Annotated in this window: 14 protein-coding genes; 6 read left to right on the top strand and 8 right to left on the bottom strand. The window is 28.3% G+C overall.

The features are described 5' to 3' along the window. Nucleotides 1-3: 3 nt before the first annotated feature. The 3 genes from EK368_RS09460 to EK368_RS09470 all read right to left on the bottom strand — a co-directional run bounded on the left by EK368_RS09460 (nt 4) and on the right by EK368_RS09470 (nt 3,112). Nucleotides 4-1,197, bottom strand: a complete 1,194-nt coding sequence (locus EK368_RS09460) for a class I SAM-dependent rRNA methyltransferase (RefSeq protein WP_129598877.1) — start codon at nt 1,195-1,197, stop codon at nt 4-6. Nucleotides 1,198-1,302: 105 nt separating this feature from the next. After that, a complete protein-coding gene (locus tag EK368_RS09465) occupies nt 1,303-2,598 on the bottom strand; it encodes a DUF4179 domain-containing protein (protein WP_129598879.1) in 1,296 nt (431 codons plus the stop codon). After that, on the bottom strand, nt 2,591-3,112 hold the full coding sequence (locus EK368_RS09470; RefSeq protein ID WP_129598882.1) for an RNA polymerase sigma factor: 522 nt from the start codon (nt 3,110-3,112) through the stop codon (nt 2,591-2,593). Before EK368_RS09470 ends, EK368_RS09465 begins: the two co-directional genes overlap by 8 nt. Before the next feature lie 187 nt (nt 3,113-3,299). Here EK368_RS09470 and EK368_RS09475 point away from each other — a divergent pair, with 187 nt between their 5' ends. Next, entirely contained in the window at nt 3,300-3,668 is a 369-nt protein-coding gene (locus EK368_RS09475) for a S1 RNA-binding domain-containing protein (RefSeq protein ID WP_129598884.1), read from the top strand. A gap of 87 nt (nt 3,669-3,755) precedes the next feature. After that, a complete protein-coding gene (locus EK368_RS09480; protein ID WP_129598887.1) occupies nt 3,756-4,931 on the top strand; it encodes an L-lactate MFS transporter in 1,176 nt (391 codons plus the stop codon). 35 nt (nt 4,932-4,966) lie between these two features. Here the strand turns inward: EK368_RS09480 and EK368_RS09485 are convergent, their stop codons facing one another. After that, on the bottom strand, nt 4,967-5,779 hold the full coding sequence (locus EK368_RS09485; protein ID WP_129598889.1) for a CsxC family protein: 813 nt from the start codon (nt 5,777-5,779) through the stop codon (nt 4,967-4,969). An 84-nt stretch (nt 5,780-5,863) separates the two neighbouring features. Next, on the bottom strand, nt 5,864-6,559 hold the full coding sequence (locus tag EK368_RS09490) for a 5'-methylthioadenosine/S-adenosylhomocysteine nucleosidase family protein (RefSeq protein WP_129598892.1): 696 nt from the start codon (nt 6,557-6,559) through the stop codon (nt 5,864-5,866). Nucleotides 6,560-6,698: 139 nt separating this feature from the next. Between EK368_RS09490 and EK368_RS09495 the strand changes: the two genes are divergently transcribed. Further along, nucleotides 6,699-8,594: an ABC-F family ATP-binding cassette domain-containing protein gene (locus EK368_RS09495; RefSeq protein WP_129598894.1), complete on the top strand. Its 1,896-nt coding sequence runs from the start codon at nt 6,699-6,701 to the stop codon at nt 8,592-8,594. A gap of 108 nt (nt 8,595-8,702) precedes the next feature. Here EK368_RS09495 and EK368_RS09500 read toward each other — a convergent pair whose 3' ends face one another. Beyond that, nucleotides 8,703-9,548, bottom strand: coding sequence for a polysaccharide deacetylase family protein (locus tag EK368_RS09500; protein ID WP_129598897.1), 846 nt, complete (start codon nt 9,546-9,548; stop codon nt 8,703-8,705). A gap of 277 nt (nt 9,549-9,825) precedes the next feature. After that, a complete protein-coding gene (locus EK368_RS09505) occupies nt 9,826-12,090 on the bottom strand; it encodes an ATP-dependent Clp protease ATP-binding subunit (protein ID WP_129598899.1) in 2,265 nt (754 codons plus the stop codon). A 199-nt stretch (nt 12,091-12,289) separates the two neighbouring features. On the opposite strand from EK368_RS09505, the gene EK368_RS09510 reads away from it, so the two are divergent. Beyond that, nucleotides 12,290-12,850, top strand: a complete 561-nt coding sequence (locus EK368_RS09510) for a DUF2238 domain-containing protein (protein WP_129598902.1) — start codon at nt 12,290-12,292, stop codon at nt 12,848-12,850. 24 nt (nt 12,851-12,874) lie between these two features. Here the strand turns inward: EK368_RS09510 and speD are convergent, their stop codons facing one another. Continuing rightward, nucleotides 12,875-13,693, bottom strand: a complete 819-nt coding sequence (speD, locus tag EK368_RS09515) for an adenosylmethionine decarboxylase (RefSeq protein ID WP_129598904.1) — start codon at nt 13,691-13,693, stop codon at nt 12,875-12,877. 245 nt (nt 13,694-13,938) lie between these two features. On the opposite strand from speD, the gene EK368_RS09520 reads away from it, so the two are divergent. Together EK368_RS09520 and EK368_RS09525 are read left to right on the top strand one after the other, a co-directional pair. Beyond that, nucleotides 13,939-15,639, top strand: coding sequence for a flavin monoamine oxidase family protein (locus EK368_RS09520; protein WP_129598907.1), 1,701 nt, complete (start codon nt 13,939-13,941; stop codon nt 15,637-15,639). A 203-nt stretch (nt 15,640-15,842) separates the two neighbouring features. Beyond that, nucleotides 15,843-16,427: a metal-dependent hydrolase gene (locus tag EK368_RS09525; RefSeq protein ID WP_129598909.1), complete on the top strand. Its 585-nt coding sequence runs from the start codon at nt 15,843-15,845 to the stop codon at nt 16,425-16,427. The last annotated feature ends 61 nt before the right edge of the window (nt 16,428-16,488 follow it).

Raw genomic sequence — 16,488 nt, forward strand, 5'->3', positions numbered from 1 at the left:
TATTTAATCTTTTTGTATAAATACTACTTTTAAATAATTTCCTTCATCAAATTCTTTAATCGTCTTAAAATCAAAAGGGAGTGAGTATTCTTCTAAAATTTTATATTTTTCATTCATCTCCCCAAATGCAGCCTTAATAAATCCTTTGAATTTATTCATATCAAAAGTAGCACAATTTGTAGATGCTACAATTATTCCATGATCTTTCGTAATAGAAATTGTATTTTTTAAAAGATCCTTATAATCCTTCGCTGCACTAAATTTAAAATTTTTAGATTTTGCAAAGCTTGGAGGATCTAAAATGACCATATCAAACTTCAATTCTTTTTTTATAGCATATTGAAAATAGTGAAATACATCTTCTACTACAATATCATGATCTTCATAGTTTACTCCATTGATTCTAAATTGTTCCATGGTTTTACTTAAGCTTCTATTTGCAAGATCTACACTAGTAGTTTTTTTTGCTCCTCCTAAAGCTGCAAAAACAGAGAAAGCTCCTGTATAAGAGAAAGTATTTAAAACCGTCTTTCCTTTGGCATATTGCTCTTTTATTTTTTTTCTAACATTTCTTTGATCTAAAAATACTCCTACCATAGCTCCTTCATTTAAATATATAGCAAAGTTTACATTGTTTTCTTTTACAATAATGGGAAATTGTCCTCTTTCTCCTATTACAAATCCATCTTCTTCTATATATTTACCATCCTCGGCAAATCTCTTTTTCTGATAAATAGCTTTAAATGGAACTAATTTTTTTAAGGCATGGATAATCTCTTCTTGAAACTGATAAATTCCTTTGCTATACCAGTTTATTAAATAATATTCATTATAATAATCAATGGTAAACCCTCCGATTCCATCTCCTTCTCCATTAAATACTCTAAAAGCATTAGTATGAGGATCATGATAAAGTCCTGCCCTTTGATTTAGGGCAGAAACTATCTTTCTTTCAAAAAAAGCATCATTGATTTTTTCATTTTCTTTTAAAGTTAAAATCCAGCCATATCCTTTATTTTGCTTTCCATAATAGCCTTTTCCAATAAATTTATTTTTTTCATCTATCAGTCTAACCAATACACCTTCTTCATGTAGATCTCCTATATTTATAATTGCCTCCTTAAAAATTAATGGATATCCACTTTTAAATTTGTTTACAAATTTTGATTTTACTTTTAAAGATACTTCTTGTCTCATTTTTTTCATCCTATCTATTTTTCCATTTTTATTCCTTCTTATTCGTAACACAAATATTATTATACATAAGATTTATCTATTTTCCAATCAGATCAACAAACTCTTTTAATTTATTGGAATATCTATAGTTTTATTATATATTTCTTTATACCGCATCCTTTGAATATCTAACTCTAGATTTTCTCCTATATCTTCAAACACAAGAGTTCTTTTATGTGTATTTTTATCATATTTATCAGAAATAGTCTTTTGAAGAGACACTTTTTTTTCATCTATCATCAGATTGACTCTTGATAAAATTACATCTTCTTTTGTAGTAATCGTTACAAAAGTCTTTCCTTCTGATTGAGAAACTTGATTTATTATAATATCTTGGTTAAATACTTTAAAAGATTTGTTTTTATTATTTTTTTGAATCTTTATTTTTTCATTCACATCATAATCTGCTTCTAAACTTATAAATTTCATTTGAACTTTCTTAAGATCTATTATAATAGGATCATAATTCTTGTAAAATTTGATTCCATCTTTACTAGTACTAATTCCTGAGCCTTGCTCTTCAATTTTTTTGTCATTCACAATCAATTCTAATTCTATATAATTTGGTCTAAATCTTTTTTGAGTTATATTGTCTCTTACCAATTCTATAGGATTTTGGATGTTTCCTTCAATACGTGTCATAGTTTTTGATGCCAAAATAGAATTAAATTTGATTTGGCCTTTATCTATCTTTATTTTTTTATTGATGTCTTTTTTTAAAGTATACCCCATAGCTTTATCTTTGTTTAGAGTAAAAGTAATTTCTCCTTCCTCTTGAACATCTACATCTTTTTTCATTAATCTAAATGTCCATTTTAATTTATTTTCAAAGATAGAAGGAGATTCAAAGGTATTTATTATTTTCATTTCTGTTTTGTCATCATTTATACTTCCATATCCTCTTTGTAAACCATAATCACCTAATAATCCCTCTATGCTATGAGAAACCAATTCTAATTGATCTACTTTTTTATGTGGATCTTTTATTGTATAAAACATTAAAAGCTGATTGTCATCTAGCATAACCCCATCTAGTGTAACCATCACTTCATTTTTAAAAGTATAACTTTTTTGGATTGTCTGCCCATTTCCCAATTGATTCAATTCTTTTAAATTAGAATCCATCACTTGATCATATCCAATTAATTTTTTTGTATAAAAAGCTAAAGTATCTATATAATACCCTCCTAATATGAAAGTAATCAATACCACAGCCACTTTCATTTTCCATCTTTTTTTCACTTTTTTATGTGTACATGATTTTTTTAGTGCACTTCTTAGTCGATCTTCTAATTCATCTGGTGGCTGTAATGTATCTGTTTGAGATTTATTTTCTTTTAACATCTTTTCTATTTCATTCATATTCTTGCACCTCCAACATTTTTCTTAGCTTTTTTATTCCTATAGAAATGCGAGATTTTACTGTTCCTAAAGGAACTTTAAGAATATTTGAAATGGTTTCATAATCTAAATCTAAAAAATAACGAAGCTTTATTGCCTCTTGATGCTTATAATTTAATCTTGATAAATACCTTTGAATCATAAGCTGATCTTCTTTTTCGTCAAATCTACTTTCATAAATTCCATCTTTTAAAAAATCTAATGCTATATTCTTTTTGTTTTTTCTTAAAATATTTTTACAACAATTGACTAATATCGTATTACTCCAACTATAAAAAGCATCTTCTTTTTTTAGCTTGTGTATATTTTCATACAATATTACAATCATATCTTCCATTGCATCCATTGCATCTTCACTATTTTTCATATAAACATAAGCCAATTTATAATAATCGTCTTTTTTAGACATAATTAACTTTACTAATGCTTCTTGATCTCCTTGTTTTGATTTTTTAACTAGATCTTGTATATCCATATCATCACCTCTCTTTCCTATATAAGAGTATCATAATCTTAAAAAAGTTCATTTAAATTTATGAAAAATTTGCATATTACTATTTTATCAAAAGAAAACTTTTGAATATTAGTATTTATGTTTACATTCTAATTAAACTAACATATAATAGTAAGAGATGTATAATATAAGGAGGAAGATTGATTTAATGCTATTACAAAGTGGAGAAATCGTCGATGGGATTGTTTCAGGAATTACTAAATATGGTGCTTTTATAAAACTTTCTGATGAAAGAACTGGACTTTGCCATATTTCAGAAGTATCTAATGATTATGTAAAAGATATCAATACGTACTTAAAAGAGGGTCAACAGGTAAAAGTTAAAATTCTTAAAGTCAAAGATGATAGTAAAATTGAGTTATCTATTAAGCAGGCTACTGAAACTCCAAGTCAAAAAAAATATACAAAACCTGCTCCAAAAAAACCTACTCAATCCTTTGAAAATATGTTATCTGACTTTCTAAAAGATAGTGATGAAAAATTAAAAGATATGAAACAAAGAGATCAAAGATATTAGTATCTATAAAAATAACCCCTTGTGGGTTATTTTTTATAATACATTACAAAGACAATACTTATTGATATCATAATAAGGAGGCTTTTCATGGAAAAAAAATATATCAACCCTTGGCTTATAGTACTAGGTGCTATTTTCATACAAATCTCTATAGGTGCTATCTATTCGTGGAGTTTATTTAATCAACCTCTCATAGATCAATTTAACTGGACAAACAGCCAGGTCATTCTTACTTTTTCTATAACTATTTTTACTTTTGCGTTTACTACTATGTTTTCTGGTAGACTTCAGGATAAAATTGGTCCAAAAGTTGTTGCTACTATTGGTGGTGTATTATATGGTGGAGGTCTCATCCTTTCTTCTTTTGCTACAACAATTATAGAGTTATATATCTACTATGGTATCATCGCTGGAGCTGGAGTAGGATTTTCTTATGTATGTCCTCTTTCTACATGTATAAAATGGTTTCCCCAAAAAAAAGGTTTTATTACTGGTATTATAGTAGGTGCTTTTGGTATTGGAAGTTTATTTTTTAAATCTATCATTGAATTTTTTCTTCTTTCTTATGGAATTTCTAATACTTTTCTTTATCTAGGAATCATTTATACTACTTTTGTTTTAATAGGTGCTCAATTTTTAGTTCTTCCACCAAAGAATCATATTCCTATTATAGAAAATATTCAATCTATAGATGTACATAATTTTTCAGTACAACAAATGCTTCAAACAAAATCTTTTTACTTACTTTGGATTATGTACTTTTTGGCATGTGTAAGTGGTCTTTTAGTCATCAGTCTTGCAAAGGATATAGGTATACAACTAGCTAATCTTACCGCTTCTGTTGCAGCAAATGCAGTAGCTCTCATTGGCCTTTTTAATGCAGGAGGTAGATTGATATGGGGTAGCTTATCTGATAAATTAGGTCGAATAAAAATAGTTTTTATCATGTTTATCATCACTTCTATCTGCATGATTATGATGAGTATCATTCCATTAAATTTCATACTTTTTTTTAGTTGTCTTTGTAGTATTGCCTTTTGCTTCGGTGGATTTCTTTCTGTATTTCCAACCATCACTAGTGACTTTTATGGAATAAAAAATTTTGGAGCAAACTATGGGATTATGTATCAAGCTTATGGATTGGCTGCTCTAGCAGGTCCTTTTATTATGCAAAGTACTGGTGAACTTAAACTTACCTTTATCATCACCTCTATATTATCTATTATAGGTGCATGTATAACCTTCATGATCAAACCCTCTTAATTGAGAAAACCACTTGGTTTAAATACCAAGTGGTTTTAATGTATACTTTTCATTTCTTTATTTGACATTGTAGATAAATCTATGGATGGAATATTTACTTGACGATTCTGAAGTATCCTTAAAGTAAGATATATAACTATCTTTTCTTCTATACTTTTAAAAGTCTTTTCTTTCTTATATAAATGAAATTTGCTTAAGTCCATATATTCATTTATTTCAATCACTCTACTACTTACTACCTCACAATAAGGAATTTCATTAAAATATTCAATGCTTTTTTGATTTTTTTGTGTTACTTTTTCATTAAATCGATTGTCCTGTTCTATATAATTTGGAATATAAAGATCTTTCGGTCTATCATACTCTAATACCTCTGATTGATTAGAAAATAAATTTAGTGGTTCTATTCCATTAAAATCAACTTCTGTATTATACTGAAAAGGAATTTTTACTGTACAATGTCGATTCTCTCCATAATTATAATAACTAGCTGTTATATAATTGATCTGTTTACATACATATCCCTTTATAAAAAGCATTCTCGTATCTTGTAAAAGTACACATTGCTTTACCTGGATATTATTTTTTTCACTTTTTATATCTAAGGCAGATTCAGGTAACTCAATCACAGCATTCATATTTAACTGTAGAGTTAATTGTGCTAATACTACCGGAATTTTTGCTATGACACCTGTTGTTAATCCCATCACTTTTACTGGAGTATTGCTACATTCTCCATTTGCTCCTCCTGTAACTTTTACTGTTGTATTTTTAGAATTTATATTTGAAAAAGAATTCCTTGGTTTCTCTTTATCCTGGTCTTTGGGAATATATCTTTGCCATGGCATTTCTTAAACCTCCAATCATAAAATAAGCAACCCTTTTTTAGCATCTTAATTTATCATATTCCCTTTGTCCTAATAGCGTGACTATTATTTCCCAATTTCAATCCAATTAGATAAATTCTGAATTAATTTTTTCATAATCTTAGTAGCATTTTCTTCAAATACATTTATCTTTCCATAAGCTTCTCCCCCATCTTCTCCTACTATATCAGATACTCCTCTTAGAATAAGAAGTTTTGTTTCGTTTCTTTTTGCAACCCAAGCAATGGCTCCTGATTCCCAGTCTCCTACAACCCCACCAAATGTTTCATGCAAATATTTCAGCTCTTTAGGTTGAAGATCTCTATCTCCAGTAAGCATCAATGTTTTTGTAACTTTATGAGGATAATCTCCATCCAAAAAAGATAAATCTATATCTGTAGTAAAATAGTCAATTTCTTCAGATGGATCTCCCATTTCTTCAAAAATATCATAAACAATTGCTCGATCTACTAAAACAATATCTCCTGTTTGTATATATCCTTTAAACCCTCCACAAGTTCCCAAATTAATAAGTATATTAGGACTAAAGTGATCAATAATATATTGGGTAGAACCAGCAGCACATACTTTGCCCCATCCTCCTTGAAAAAATATTACTGGTTCTAGTTTTTCTTTCACTTTTATATTTGTTAAAAACCATTGTCCATATGGAGAATTATTAAGACTTACTCCCTTAAAAACATCACATACAGTCTCCCACTCAATATTTGCAGCAATAGTAACAACTACTTTTATATCCATAATATATCTCTCCTTTTCATTTTTAACAATACTTTTCTCTAAAATTTTCCATTATCCTTCTCAATCTATAAAGAATAGTTGTTCCTTTCATCATTTATGATAAAATAAATAAATAAATATAAAACAAAGGATGATTATAATGAATATCTTATCTTTAGAAAACATATCTAAATCTTATGGTGAAAAAATACTTTTTGAAAATATATCTTTTTCTATTGGTGATACTGATAAAATTGGTTTAATTGGTGTAAATGGAACGGGTAAATCCTCTCTTTTAAAAATTATTGCAGGAGATGATGTAGCAGATACAGGAGCTGTTCATATGCCAAGTAAAATGACAATTGAGTATCTTCCACAAAATCCAGAATTTGATTCTAATGCTACTATTTTAGAACAAATATTTAAAAGTGATTCTCAAATTATGAATATCATAAGAGACTATGAAAATACCTTAGAAAAGATTTCTCAAAATGCAAATGATCTCGATCTACAAAAAAAACTACTACATTTAACAGACAATATGAATACAATGGATGCATGGGAAATAGAAAATCAAGTCAAAACCATTCTCACAAAGCTTGGAATTCATAACTTTCATCAAAAAATAGGAACTCTATCTGGAGGACAAAAGAAAAGAATAGCTCTAGCTAGTGCTTTGATTTCTCCTTGTGATTTATTGATTTTAGATGAGCCTACCAACCACATGGATCATGATACTATTGATTGGTTAGAAAAATATCTAACTACTAGAAAAGGCTCTTTACTAATGATTACTCATGATCGATATTTTTTAGATAGAGTCGTGAATAAAACCTTAGAGCTAGACTATGGAAAAGTTTACATGTATACAGGAAATTATTCTGAGTTTATTAAAAAAAAGCTTGAAAGAAAAGCCCTTGAATCATCCATTGAAAAAAAGCGAGAGCGTCTATATAAAAAAGAATTAGAATGGATCAGAACTGGTGCAAAAGCAAGAACTACAAAACAAAAGGCAAGAATTCAAAGATTTGAAGAATTAAAAGATACTTCTGGTCCTATAGATGATTCTAATATAGATATATGTGTAGCTCACTCTAGATTAGGTCAAAAAATTATTGAAATAAATAATATATCTAAAAGCTTTGATAATAAAGTAATAGAGGATTTTAGCTATATTTCTTTAAAGAATGATCGTATTGGTATTATAGGAAATAATGGGGCAGGTAAATCTACTCTTCTAAACTTAATTACACGTAAACTAACTCCTAATCAAGGTAGTATTGATATTGGTCCTACTGTAAAAATTGGATATTTTTCTCAAGAATCAGAAGATATGAATATAAATTTACGAGCTATTGAGTATATCAAAGAAAAAGCTGAATATATTACTACAGAAGATGGTACAAAAATTAGTGCTTCTCAAATGATGGAAAATTTCTTGTTTGCTCCAGATATGCAATGGACTTATATCTCAAAGCTATCAGGCGGAGAAAGAAGAAGACTCTATTTATTAAGAGTTTTAATGGATGCTCCTAATGTACTCATTTTAGATGAGCCTACTAATGATTTAGACATCGATACCCTAAAGGTTTTAGAAAATTATATAGATGATTTTAATGGAGTCGTCATCTGTGTATCTCATGATCGATACTTTTTAGATAGAATTTGCAATAAAATATTCTTCTTTGCAGGAGACGGAAAAATCATAGAACATACAGGAAATTATTCTGATTTTTATGAAAGTGGTAGATGGATTCAAGAAGAAATCAAAGAAGAAAAAAACATTAAAAAAAGTACTCCTCAAAAATCAAAGGAAAAAAAGTTAAAATTTACTTATAATGAACAAAGAGAATATGAAACCATAGATCAAGAAATACAAAAGCTAGAAAATAAACTATCTACACTAGAAGAAGAAATGAAAAAATATTCTACAAATTTTACAAAACTTCAAGAACTTATGGGTGAAAAAGATCATACAGAAGAAGAACTTCTTTTAAAGATGGAAAGACAAGAATATTTAAATGATCTAGCAGAAAAGATAAAAAATGAGAATTAAATACATCTGAATAAAAAATCAACTTCAAAATATGAAGTTGATTTTTTTAAAGTAATATAAAATAAGGTAGTATAAAATATTTACAGGCTCAAAATACATCCTCTTTTTTTATATTTCACCTTCTTGTAATTCAAGCAACTGAGAAACTGTAGTAAACTCATACCCCTCTGTCTTAGCCCATTCAATAATTTGTGGGAGTGCTGTAAGCATATTCTCCATTGCTTTATCTGAACCACTAGAGTGCATCAATATAATTCCTCCTGAATATAGTTGATGTTTTACCTTGTCCATGATCTGTTCTACAGAAACTCCTGACCAATCTCTTGTATCTACAGACCAATTTACTGCATTATATCCTAATTCATTTACAGATTCTAAAGAGTCTTTTCCCAATGCCCCATAAGGCGGTCTAAAAATATTTGTATGATTCCCTATGGTATTATTTAGTGCCTGTTGTGTTTTCATTAATTCTTCTTCGATCTGAGCTTTTGTAAGCTTATTAAAATTTTTATGATTAAAACTATGATTTCCAATTTCATGTCCTTCTTGCGATATAATTATTAGTTCTTGTGGATATCTTTCTATATGCCTTCCAATAACAAAAAAAGTAGCTTTAACCTCATATTGCTTTAAAATCTCTAGGACCTTATCCGTATAATATTTACTTGGCCCATCATCAAAAGTTATAGCAATTTGTTTTTTCTCTTTATTTCCTGTATAAAATATCTTATTTTGAACTTTATAGATTTTATTTTCAATTTTTTGTTCTTCTATAGCATTCTCATGTTCCTCTTTATCATTTGTTTGTAGTATATTCTCTACAGATTGAGTCTCTTCTCCTTTAGCAGAAGCTTTATTTGATGCAAAAACATAGTCTATAATTTCTTCCTTTGCACATACAACAACTACTATAATTGCTAATAAAATCATTCCTATTTTTACATTTTTTTTCATTTTTTCACCTGCTTTTCTTTTTATTTTCTTTTGCTACCTCTATTATACACTTTTCTTTGATATAAATTGTTACATGAGAGTAACAAAAAGTAATTATATCTTTATATAATTATAAATTTCTACAAAAATGTAACTTTCCCTTATTATTTATACCACGTCTTCAGTATTTTATAAAAAAAGAAAAAGATCTAATGAGTAACTCATAGATCCTTTCTAGCTATTTAAAAATTATATTTTGATATAATTTCTTCTACTAAAAAAAATTTATTTTATAAAGCTATTTTTGTAGAACAATTTTCCCTTCTTTTAGTAAAATTTCGATACAATCTCCTTCTTCAAAATTCCTCTGAAGATATTGTTCTGCTATTTCATCTTCAATATATCTTTGAATGGTTCTTCTTAAAGGTCTTGCTCCATATTTTTCATCATATCCCTTTTTTAATATGAAATCTTTTACTTCTTGTGAAACCTCTAATCTTATATTTTTTTGTTTTGCTTCTTCTACTACTTCCTTTAACATAATATCTACTATTTTGACTAATTCTTCTCTTTGAAGATATTTAAATATAATAACCTCATCAATTCTATTTAAAAATTCAGGTTTAAAAGTTTCTTTGAGAGCATCTTTTACATGGTCTTCTAATGCTTGATCATTATTATTAGAAAATCCTATAGAATTAGCTTTAAAGTTAGTACCTGCATTAGAAGTCATAATAATTACTGTATTTTCAAAAAATACTGTTCTTCCTTGACTATCTGTAAGTCTTCCATCTTCAAGAATCTGCAAAAGCATATGAAATACATCTGGATGAGCTTTTTCAATTTCATCTAGCAAGATCACAGAATAAGGCTTTCTTCTTACTTTCTCTGTCAGTTGTCCTCCTTGATCATAACCTACATATCCTGGAGGAGCTCCAATCAATTTAGAAACTGTATGTTTTTCCATATACTCAGACATATCCACACGAATCATACTGTCTTCATCTCCAAATAGTTCATATGCTAATGTCTTTACCAATTCAGTTTTACCTACCCCTGTAGGACCTACAAAAATAAAGGAAGCAGGCTTTTTCTTTTTCTTAAAACCTGATCTATTTCTTCTTATAGTTCTTGCAAGACTAACAATGGCTTTATCTTGACCAATAACTCTTTTATGAATTCTATCTTCAAGATGAATCAATTTTTGTGCTTCTTCTTCTGTAATCTTTTGAACTGGAATATTTGTCCAAGCCTCAACTACATAAGCTATATCTTCTACTTGTATTTCTACTTGTTTATGTTTTTTCTCTAATTCATAAAGTTGTTGTTCCAATTGAAATTCTTCCATCTTGTATTTTGCAGCTTTTTCATAATCATTATTGATTGCAGCATTCTCTTTTTCTTGTTGAATTCTTTGTAATGCTTCCTTTATATTTTCTATTGCTAAAAGACCTGTATTGTTTAAGTTGGCTCTTGAACCTGCCTCATCAATTACATCTATGGCTTTATCTGGTAAAAAACGATCTGTAATGTATCTTTCTGATAGATGTACAGAAGCTTTAATCACTTCTTCTGAGATTTTTACTTGATGATAATCTTCATAGTAGTTCTTAATTCCCTTTAAAATCTCTATTGTATCTTCTATAGTTGGTTCTTCTACCAATACAGGTTGAAATCTTCTTTCTAGTGCAGCATCTTTTTCAATATGTTTTCTATACTCATCTAAGGTAGTTGCTCCTATGACTTGAATTTCTCCTTTTGCTAAAGCAGGTTTTAAAATATTAGCAGCATTCATCACTCCACCATGAACTTCTCCTGCTCCCATAATATTATGTACTTCATCAATAACTAATATAATATTTCCACACTCTTTAGCTTCTTTAATAATTGATTTCATCCTACCTTCAAATTGTCCTCTAAACTGAGTTCCTGCTACTACTGCTGTAAGATCTAAAAGATATATTTGTGCATGAAAAAGCTTTTGAGGGACTTGTCTTTCTACTATACGAAGGGCTAAACCTTCTGCTATAGCAGTTTTTCCCACTCCAGGTTCTCCTATTAAAATAGGATTGTTTTTATTTCTTCTATTTAAAATTTGTACTACTCTACTTATTTCTTTTTGTCTTCCAATTACTTTATCTATTTCTTTATTCTTTGCTCGTTCTGTTAAATTAGTTCCATACATTTCTAAGTATTTTTTCTTGTTCTTTATTTTTTTTTCTTTTTTCTTTTCTTTAGAATCTTCATCTACATGAATTGTAGTTTCTTTGTCCTCTTCAACAGAGTCCTTCATAAATGGAAAAGCCCCTCCTAGCATATCTGCCAAATTCTCTTCATCCATATTCTCCATGTCCATATCTTCAAACATATAATTCATTTCTTCTGTCAAATTTTTTATATCGTCTTTATTCATTCCTGCTTGTTTCATCAATTGATCTATTACAGGAATACCCATTTTTTTAGCACATTCCATACATAATCCCTTTATTTCTGTTTTTCCATTCTCTATTTGAGATGTAAATACAATTGCAATCTTTTTTTTACAAACTGAGCACAATTTCATGTTTATCAACTCCAAACCTTAAAATGAAATAATGGTAACTTAAATATAACATACCCCTAACTTTATTTATTATTTTCATTCCTATAACTTAATATGTAAAACCTATTAAAAAGGTAGTTCATATAAATACTTTTGGGGTATATAGATTTATTCTAATACAAATACTAAATTTGTTCAAATATTATTGGAGGGCTATTTTATGAAAAAATTTTTTAAATTCTTATATCTTATTTTTACGATAAGTATGCTTTCTTTTATGATTATATTTTTTTCAAAAAAACAATATCACTTTTTATTCTATACTTCTATCCTATATTTTCTTTATCTTTGTTATATCTATTGGGAATCAAAAAAAAAGTATGCAATAAAATCCTATGTAAAAATACTGATTCTTGTTACTATTATTATAGATTTATTAGGATTTGCTCTTCATTGGTATGATAAAGTATATTGGTTTGATGAAGCATTGCATATGTTTGGATCTTTTTGTATAACTCTTTTTTCTTATGCTTTGATTCAACTATTTTGGGGAGATTTTTCTTCCTCTCGTACGCTTACTTTTATATGTATTGCTTCTTTAGGCATAACAATAGGAGTATTATATGAAATAGGAGAATTTTTATTAGATTTTATTTTTGATTCAAGCCATCAAGATGGATTGATAGATACAAATCTAGACCTCATATTTGATGTGTTTGGAGCCATATTAGGAAGTTTATGGGGAGTATATAGAAAAAGAATGGTTACCTTAAAAAGATAAAAGATCACCCACTTGGTGATCTTTTTATCCCTCTATTACATTGATTCCATAAAAAATCTCTGTCATCTCTTTATTTAATTTTTCTATAATTTCATCTTTTTCTGCTTCATTTAAGTTTTCTTCTTTAATTTCAAACAAATAATTATCTAATTTGAAATCTCTTATTTTCATCTTTGTATGAAATATATTAGATTGATAAATATTCATATCAATCAAGTCATATCTGTTAATAGTTTCTTTTTCAATAAAATTTTGTATGGAATTAATTGGATGATCTATAAAATGCTTTTCTCCATCTATATCCCTTGTAAATCCTCTTACTCTATAGTCAATGGTAATAATGTCTGAATCAAAACTTCCTATTAAATAGTTTAATGCTTTTACTGGAGAGATTGTACCACAAGTCGCTACATCAATATCTACTCTAAAAGTACTAATGTCATTTTGAGGATGACTTTCTGGATAGGTATGGACGGTTACATGACTTTTATCTAAATGGCCTACAATATTTTCACGAATGGGTGTTAAAATACCTCTATTACAAGATGGATCTAAAACATATAAAGGAACTTCTTCTTCTGAAATTAAAAGAGTAACACTTGCTCCTTGTGGATCATAATCTTGTTTGGCAACGTTTAACACACTCGCACCAATAATATTGGTTACATCTGTAAGAATCTTTGTTAATCGTTCTGAATTATATTGTTCATCAATATATTCAATATATTTTTTTCGATCTTCTTCTGTTTTTGTATAACAGATGTCATAAATATTGAAACTAAGTGACTTTGTTAAATTATTAAATCCATACAATTTCAATTTATTATTAGTAATTTTAGCCAATATCATTCCCCATTTCTAATGAATTTACATAAAAATTATATACTGTATACGAATATTGTCAAGATATAATTTTTTCTATTTATACTACTTATCTTAACCATTTTAAAAATTATTATTTGAAACATGAAAAAATTTACCAAATCATCCTTTCACTCATTTTTTATCCTATTTTATAATATATATACATCAAGAATTAGTTTTCATAGATTCAATAAATATATATCGTTAGAAAGGAGTCTTATATTATGATTGATCATCCTCTCCTTCAACCTAATGATCCCACTACTTATGATCGTCATCAACTTGTTTTGTATGCCCTACATCAAGCACAAAGATCTACAGACTTTCATCCTATTATAAAAAGCTTAAGTCCTCCTCCTGATATTACAACAATTTCTCCTGCTGGTTCTTTTAAAAATAAAAAAATTGCAATTATTGGTGCAGGTGCCGCAGGTCTAGCATCAGCTTTTGAACTAAGAAAATTAGGCTTTGACATAACTATATTTGAAGCCTCAAAAGAAAGAATTGGAGGAAGAATTTATACTTACTATTTTGATAAAGATAAAAATCTTTATGGAGAATTAGGTCCTATGCGTATTCCTGTAAGTCATGAAACAACTTGGCATTATATTAATCTTTTTCATCTACATACAAGACCCTTTATTCTAAACAATAAAAATGCTTTTTTATATGTAAGAAATACAAGAGTACGTAATGACCCTGCTGGAAAGAATGTAATGGAAAAAATTTATCCACAATTTCCTCTTTATCCATGGGAAAAAACTATTCCTTGGCAAAAACTCATAGAATATGCTCTAGAAACACCCCTTTTATCTATACCACCTTCTATAAGAAAAGAAATTCTTCAAGTAAAGCCTGCTTATGATCCTTTGATCAATGATTGGGGCTATCTTAATATTAGACAGGTATTACAGAAAATGGGACTTAGCGAAGGAGCTATTGATTTAATTGGAAGTGTATCTCCTCTTGAAGGTGATTTTTATTACAACAGTTATATTGAAACTCTACAAGAAATTTATCCAGTTAACTTTTCTTTTTTATATGAAATCATTGGAGGTTCTTCAAACCTTTCATCTTCTTTTTATCGTTCTTTGATTTGCATGAATCCTTCTGAATATCCTCATATTTCTCCTGATTTATTAGGAAAGGTTACTTTTAAAGCTGGTCATTGGATCAGAGGAATTTATTTATCTGCAGATCATCATATAACTTTAAAATATAAAAACACCTGTAATGAAAAAATAAATGAAGAAACTTTTGATTATATTATTTGTACTATTCCATTTTCTAGTCTTCGAAATATAGAAATCAATCCCCCTTTTACTACAAGAAAAATGCAAGCTATACGAGAAGTAGAGTATTCTAATGCACAAAAAATACTTTTTTTATGTAATAATCGATTTTGGGAAAAAGGAGGTCCTAATGAAAGTATTGTAGGCGGTGGATCTTTTACTGACCTTCTTATTTCAGCTATATTCTATCCTTCTAATCAGAGAAATTATCCTTTCACAACTTCTTGTTCGTCTGACGGTCCTGGAGTTTTGTTGGCATCCTATAATTATAGACAAGATGCTATTCGACTTGGAAATATGGAAGAACATAAAAAAGTAGAACTTGTAAAAAGACAAATTGAAAAGGTACATGGACTACCTATAGGATATATGGACAAAATCGTAATAGATTATAAAACGATCAATTGGAATGACGTTCCTTACTTTTATGGTGCTTTTTGTTATTTTATGCCTGAACAAAAAAGAATTTTTTCTTATTCTATGGTTACACCCGAATACAATAATAAAGTATTCTTTGCAGGAGAACATACCTCCTCAAGTCATGGATGGTTACAAGGAGCCCTACATAGTGGTTCATGTGCTGCAAATGCCTTAGCCAAATATTGTACATATCAAAATGAGCCATTGTTTTAACAATGGCTCATTTTGTAGACATAGTCACAAAAAATATCACAAATTCTCAAGAATTGTTCCTTGTTTTTCTAATTCATGATCATATCATACATAATTCATACTTTTAAGCAAATATCGACATTTATTTTCTCACAACCAGATCTAAATATGCTATAATAAAATAGAACGTATGTTTTTAAATTGAAAAAGAAGGAGATTTCTCAATGACTGGTAAAACCCATATGTTATTTGGTTGTGTGACCAGCTTATATATACTTCCAAAATTAGGATATGATCCTAATATCTCTACAACTGTTGTTGCTATTTTGGGATCTTTAATTCCCGATTTGGATCATCCTAAAGCAAAACTTAATCAAAAGATTCTTCCTATAAAAAACAGATTTGGAAAAGTACTATTTTATTGTGGTATAGGAAGTTTTTTAATTTATAAATATGGATGGGAATATCCATTGATTTTTACAGTAGCTATTTTGCTTATGATCATTGGCCTGTCCCAACATAGAAGCTTTACTCATAGTTTTTTAGGGATAGGTATGATTTTCTTTGTAGTATCTTTTATTCTAAAAGATATTCTTCCTCATTCTCTTCTTATTGCTTTTTTATTAGGAATGGCTTCACATCTTGTTGGGGATTTTCTTACTATTGGAGGCATTGAATTATTTTATCCTTTTAGCACTAAAAAGTATAGATTTATATTGACAATCTCCTCTGCAAAATTAGCAGAACCTGTAATATGTATATTTTTTATTTATTTAATCATTCGTTTTTATACCAATTTATTATTTTAAAAGGTTCTATAATAAATGTTGGGGTGAATAACTCCAACATTTAATTTTTTGCAAAAAAATA

Source organism: Anaerophilus nitritigenes, assembly GCF_004138215.1.
GTDB lineage: Bacteria > Bacillota > Clostridia > Peptostreptococcales > Thermotaleaceae > Anaerophilus > Anaerophilus nitritogenes.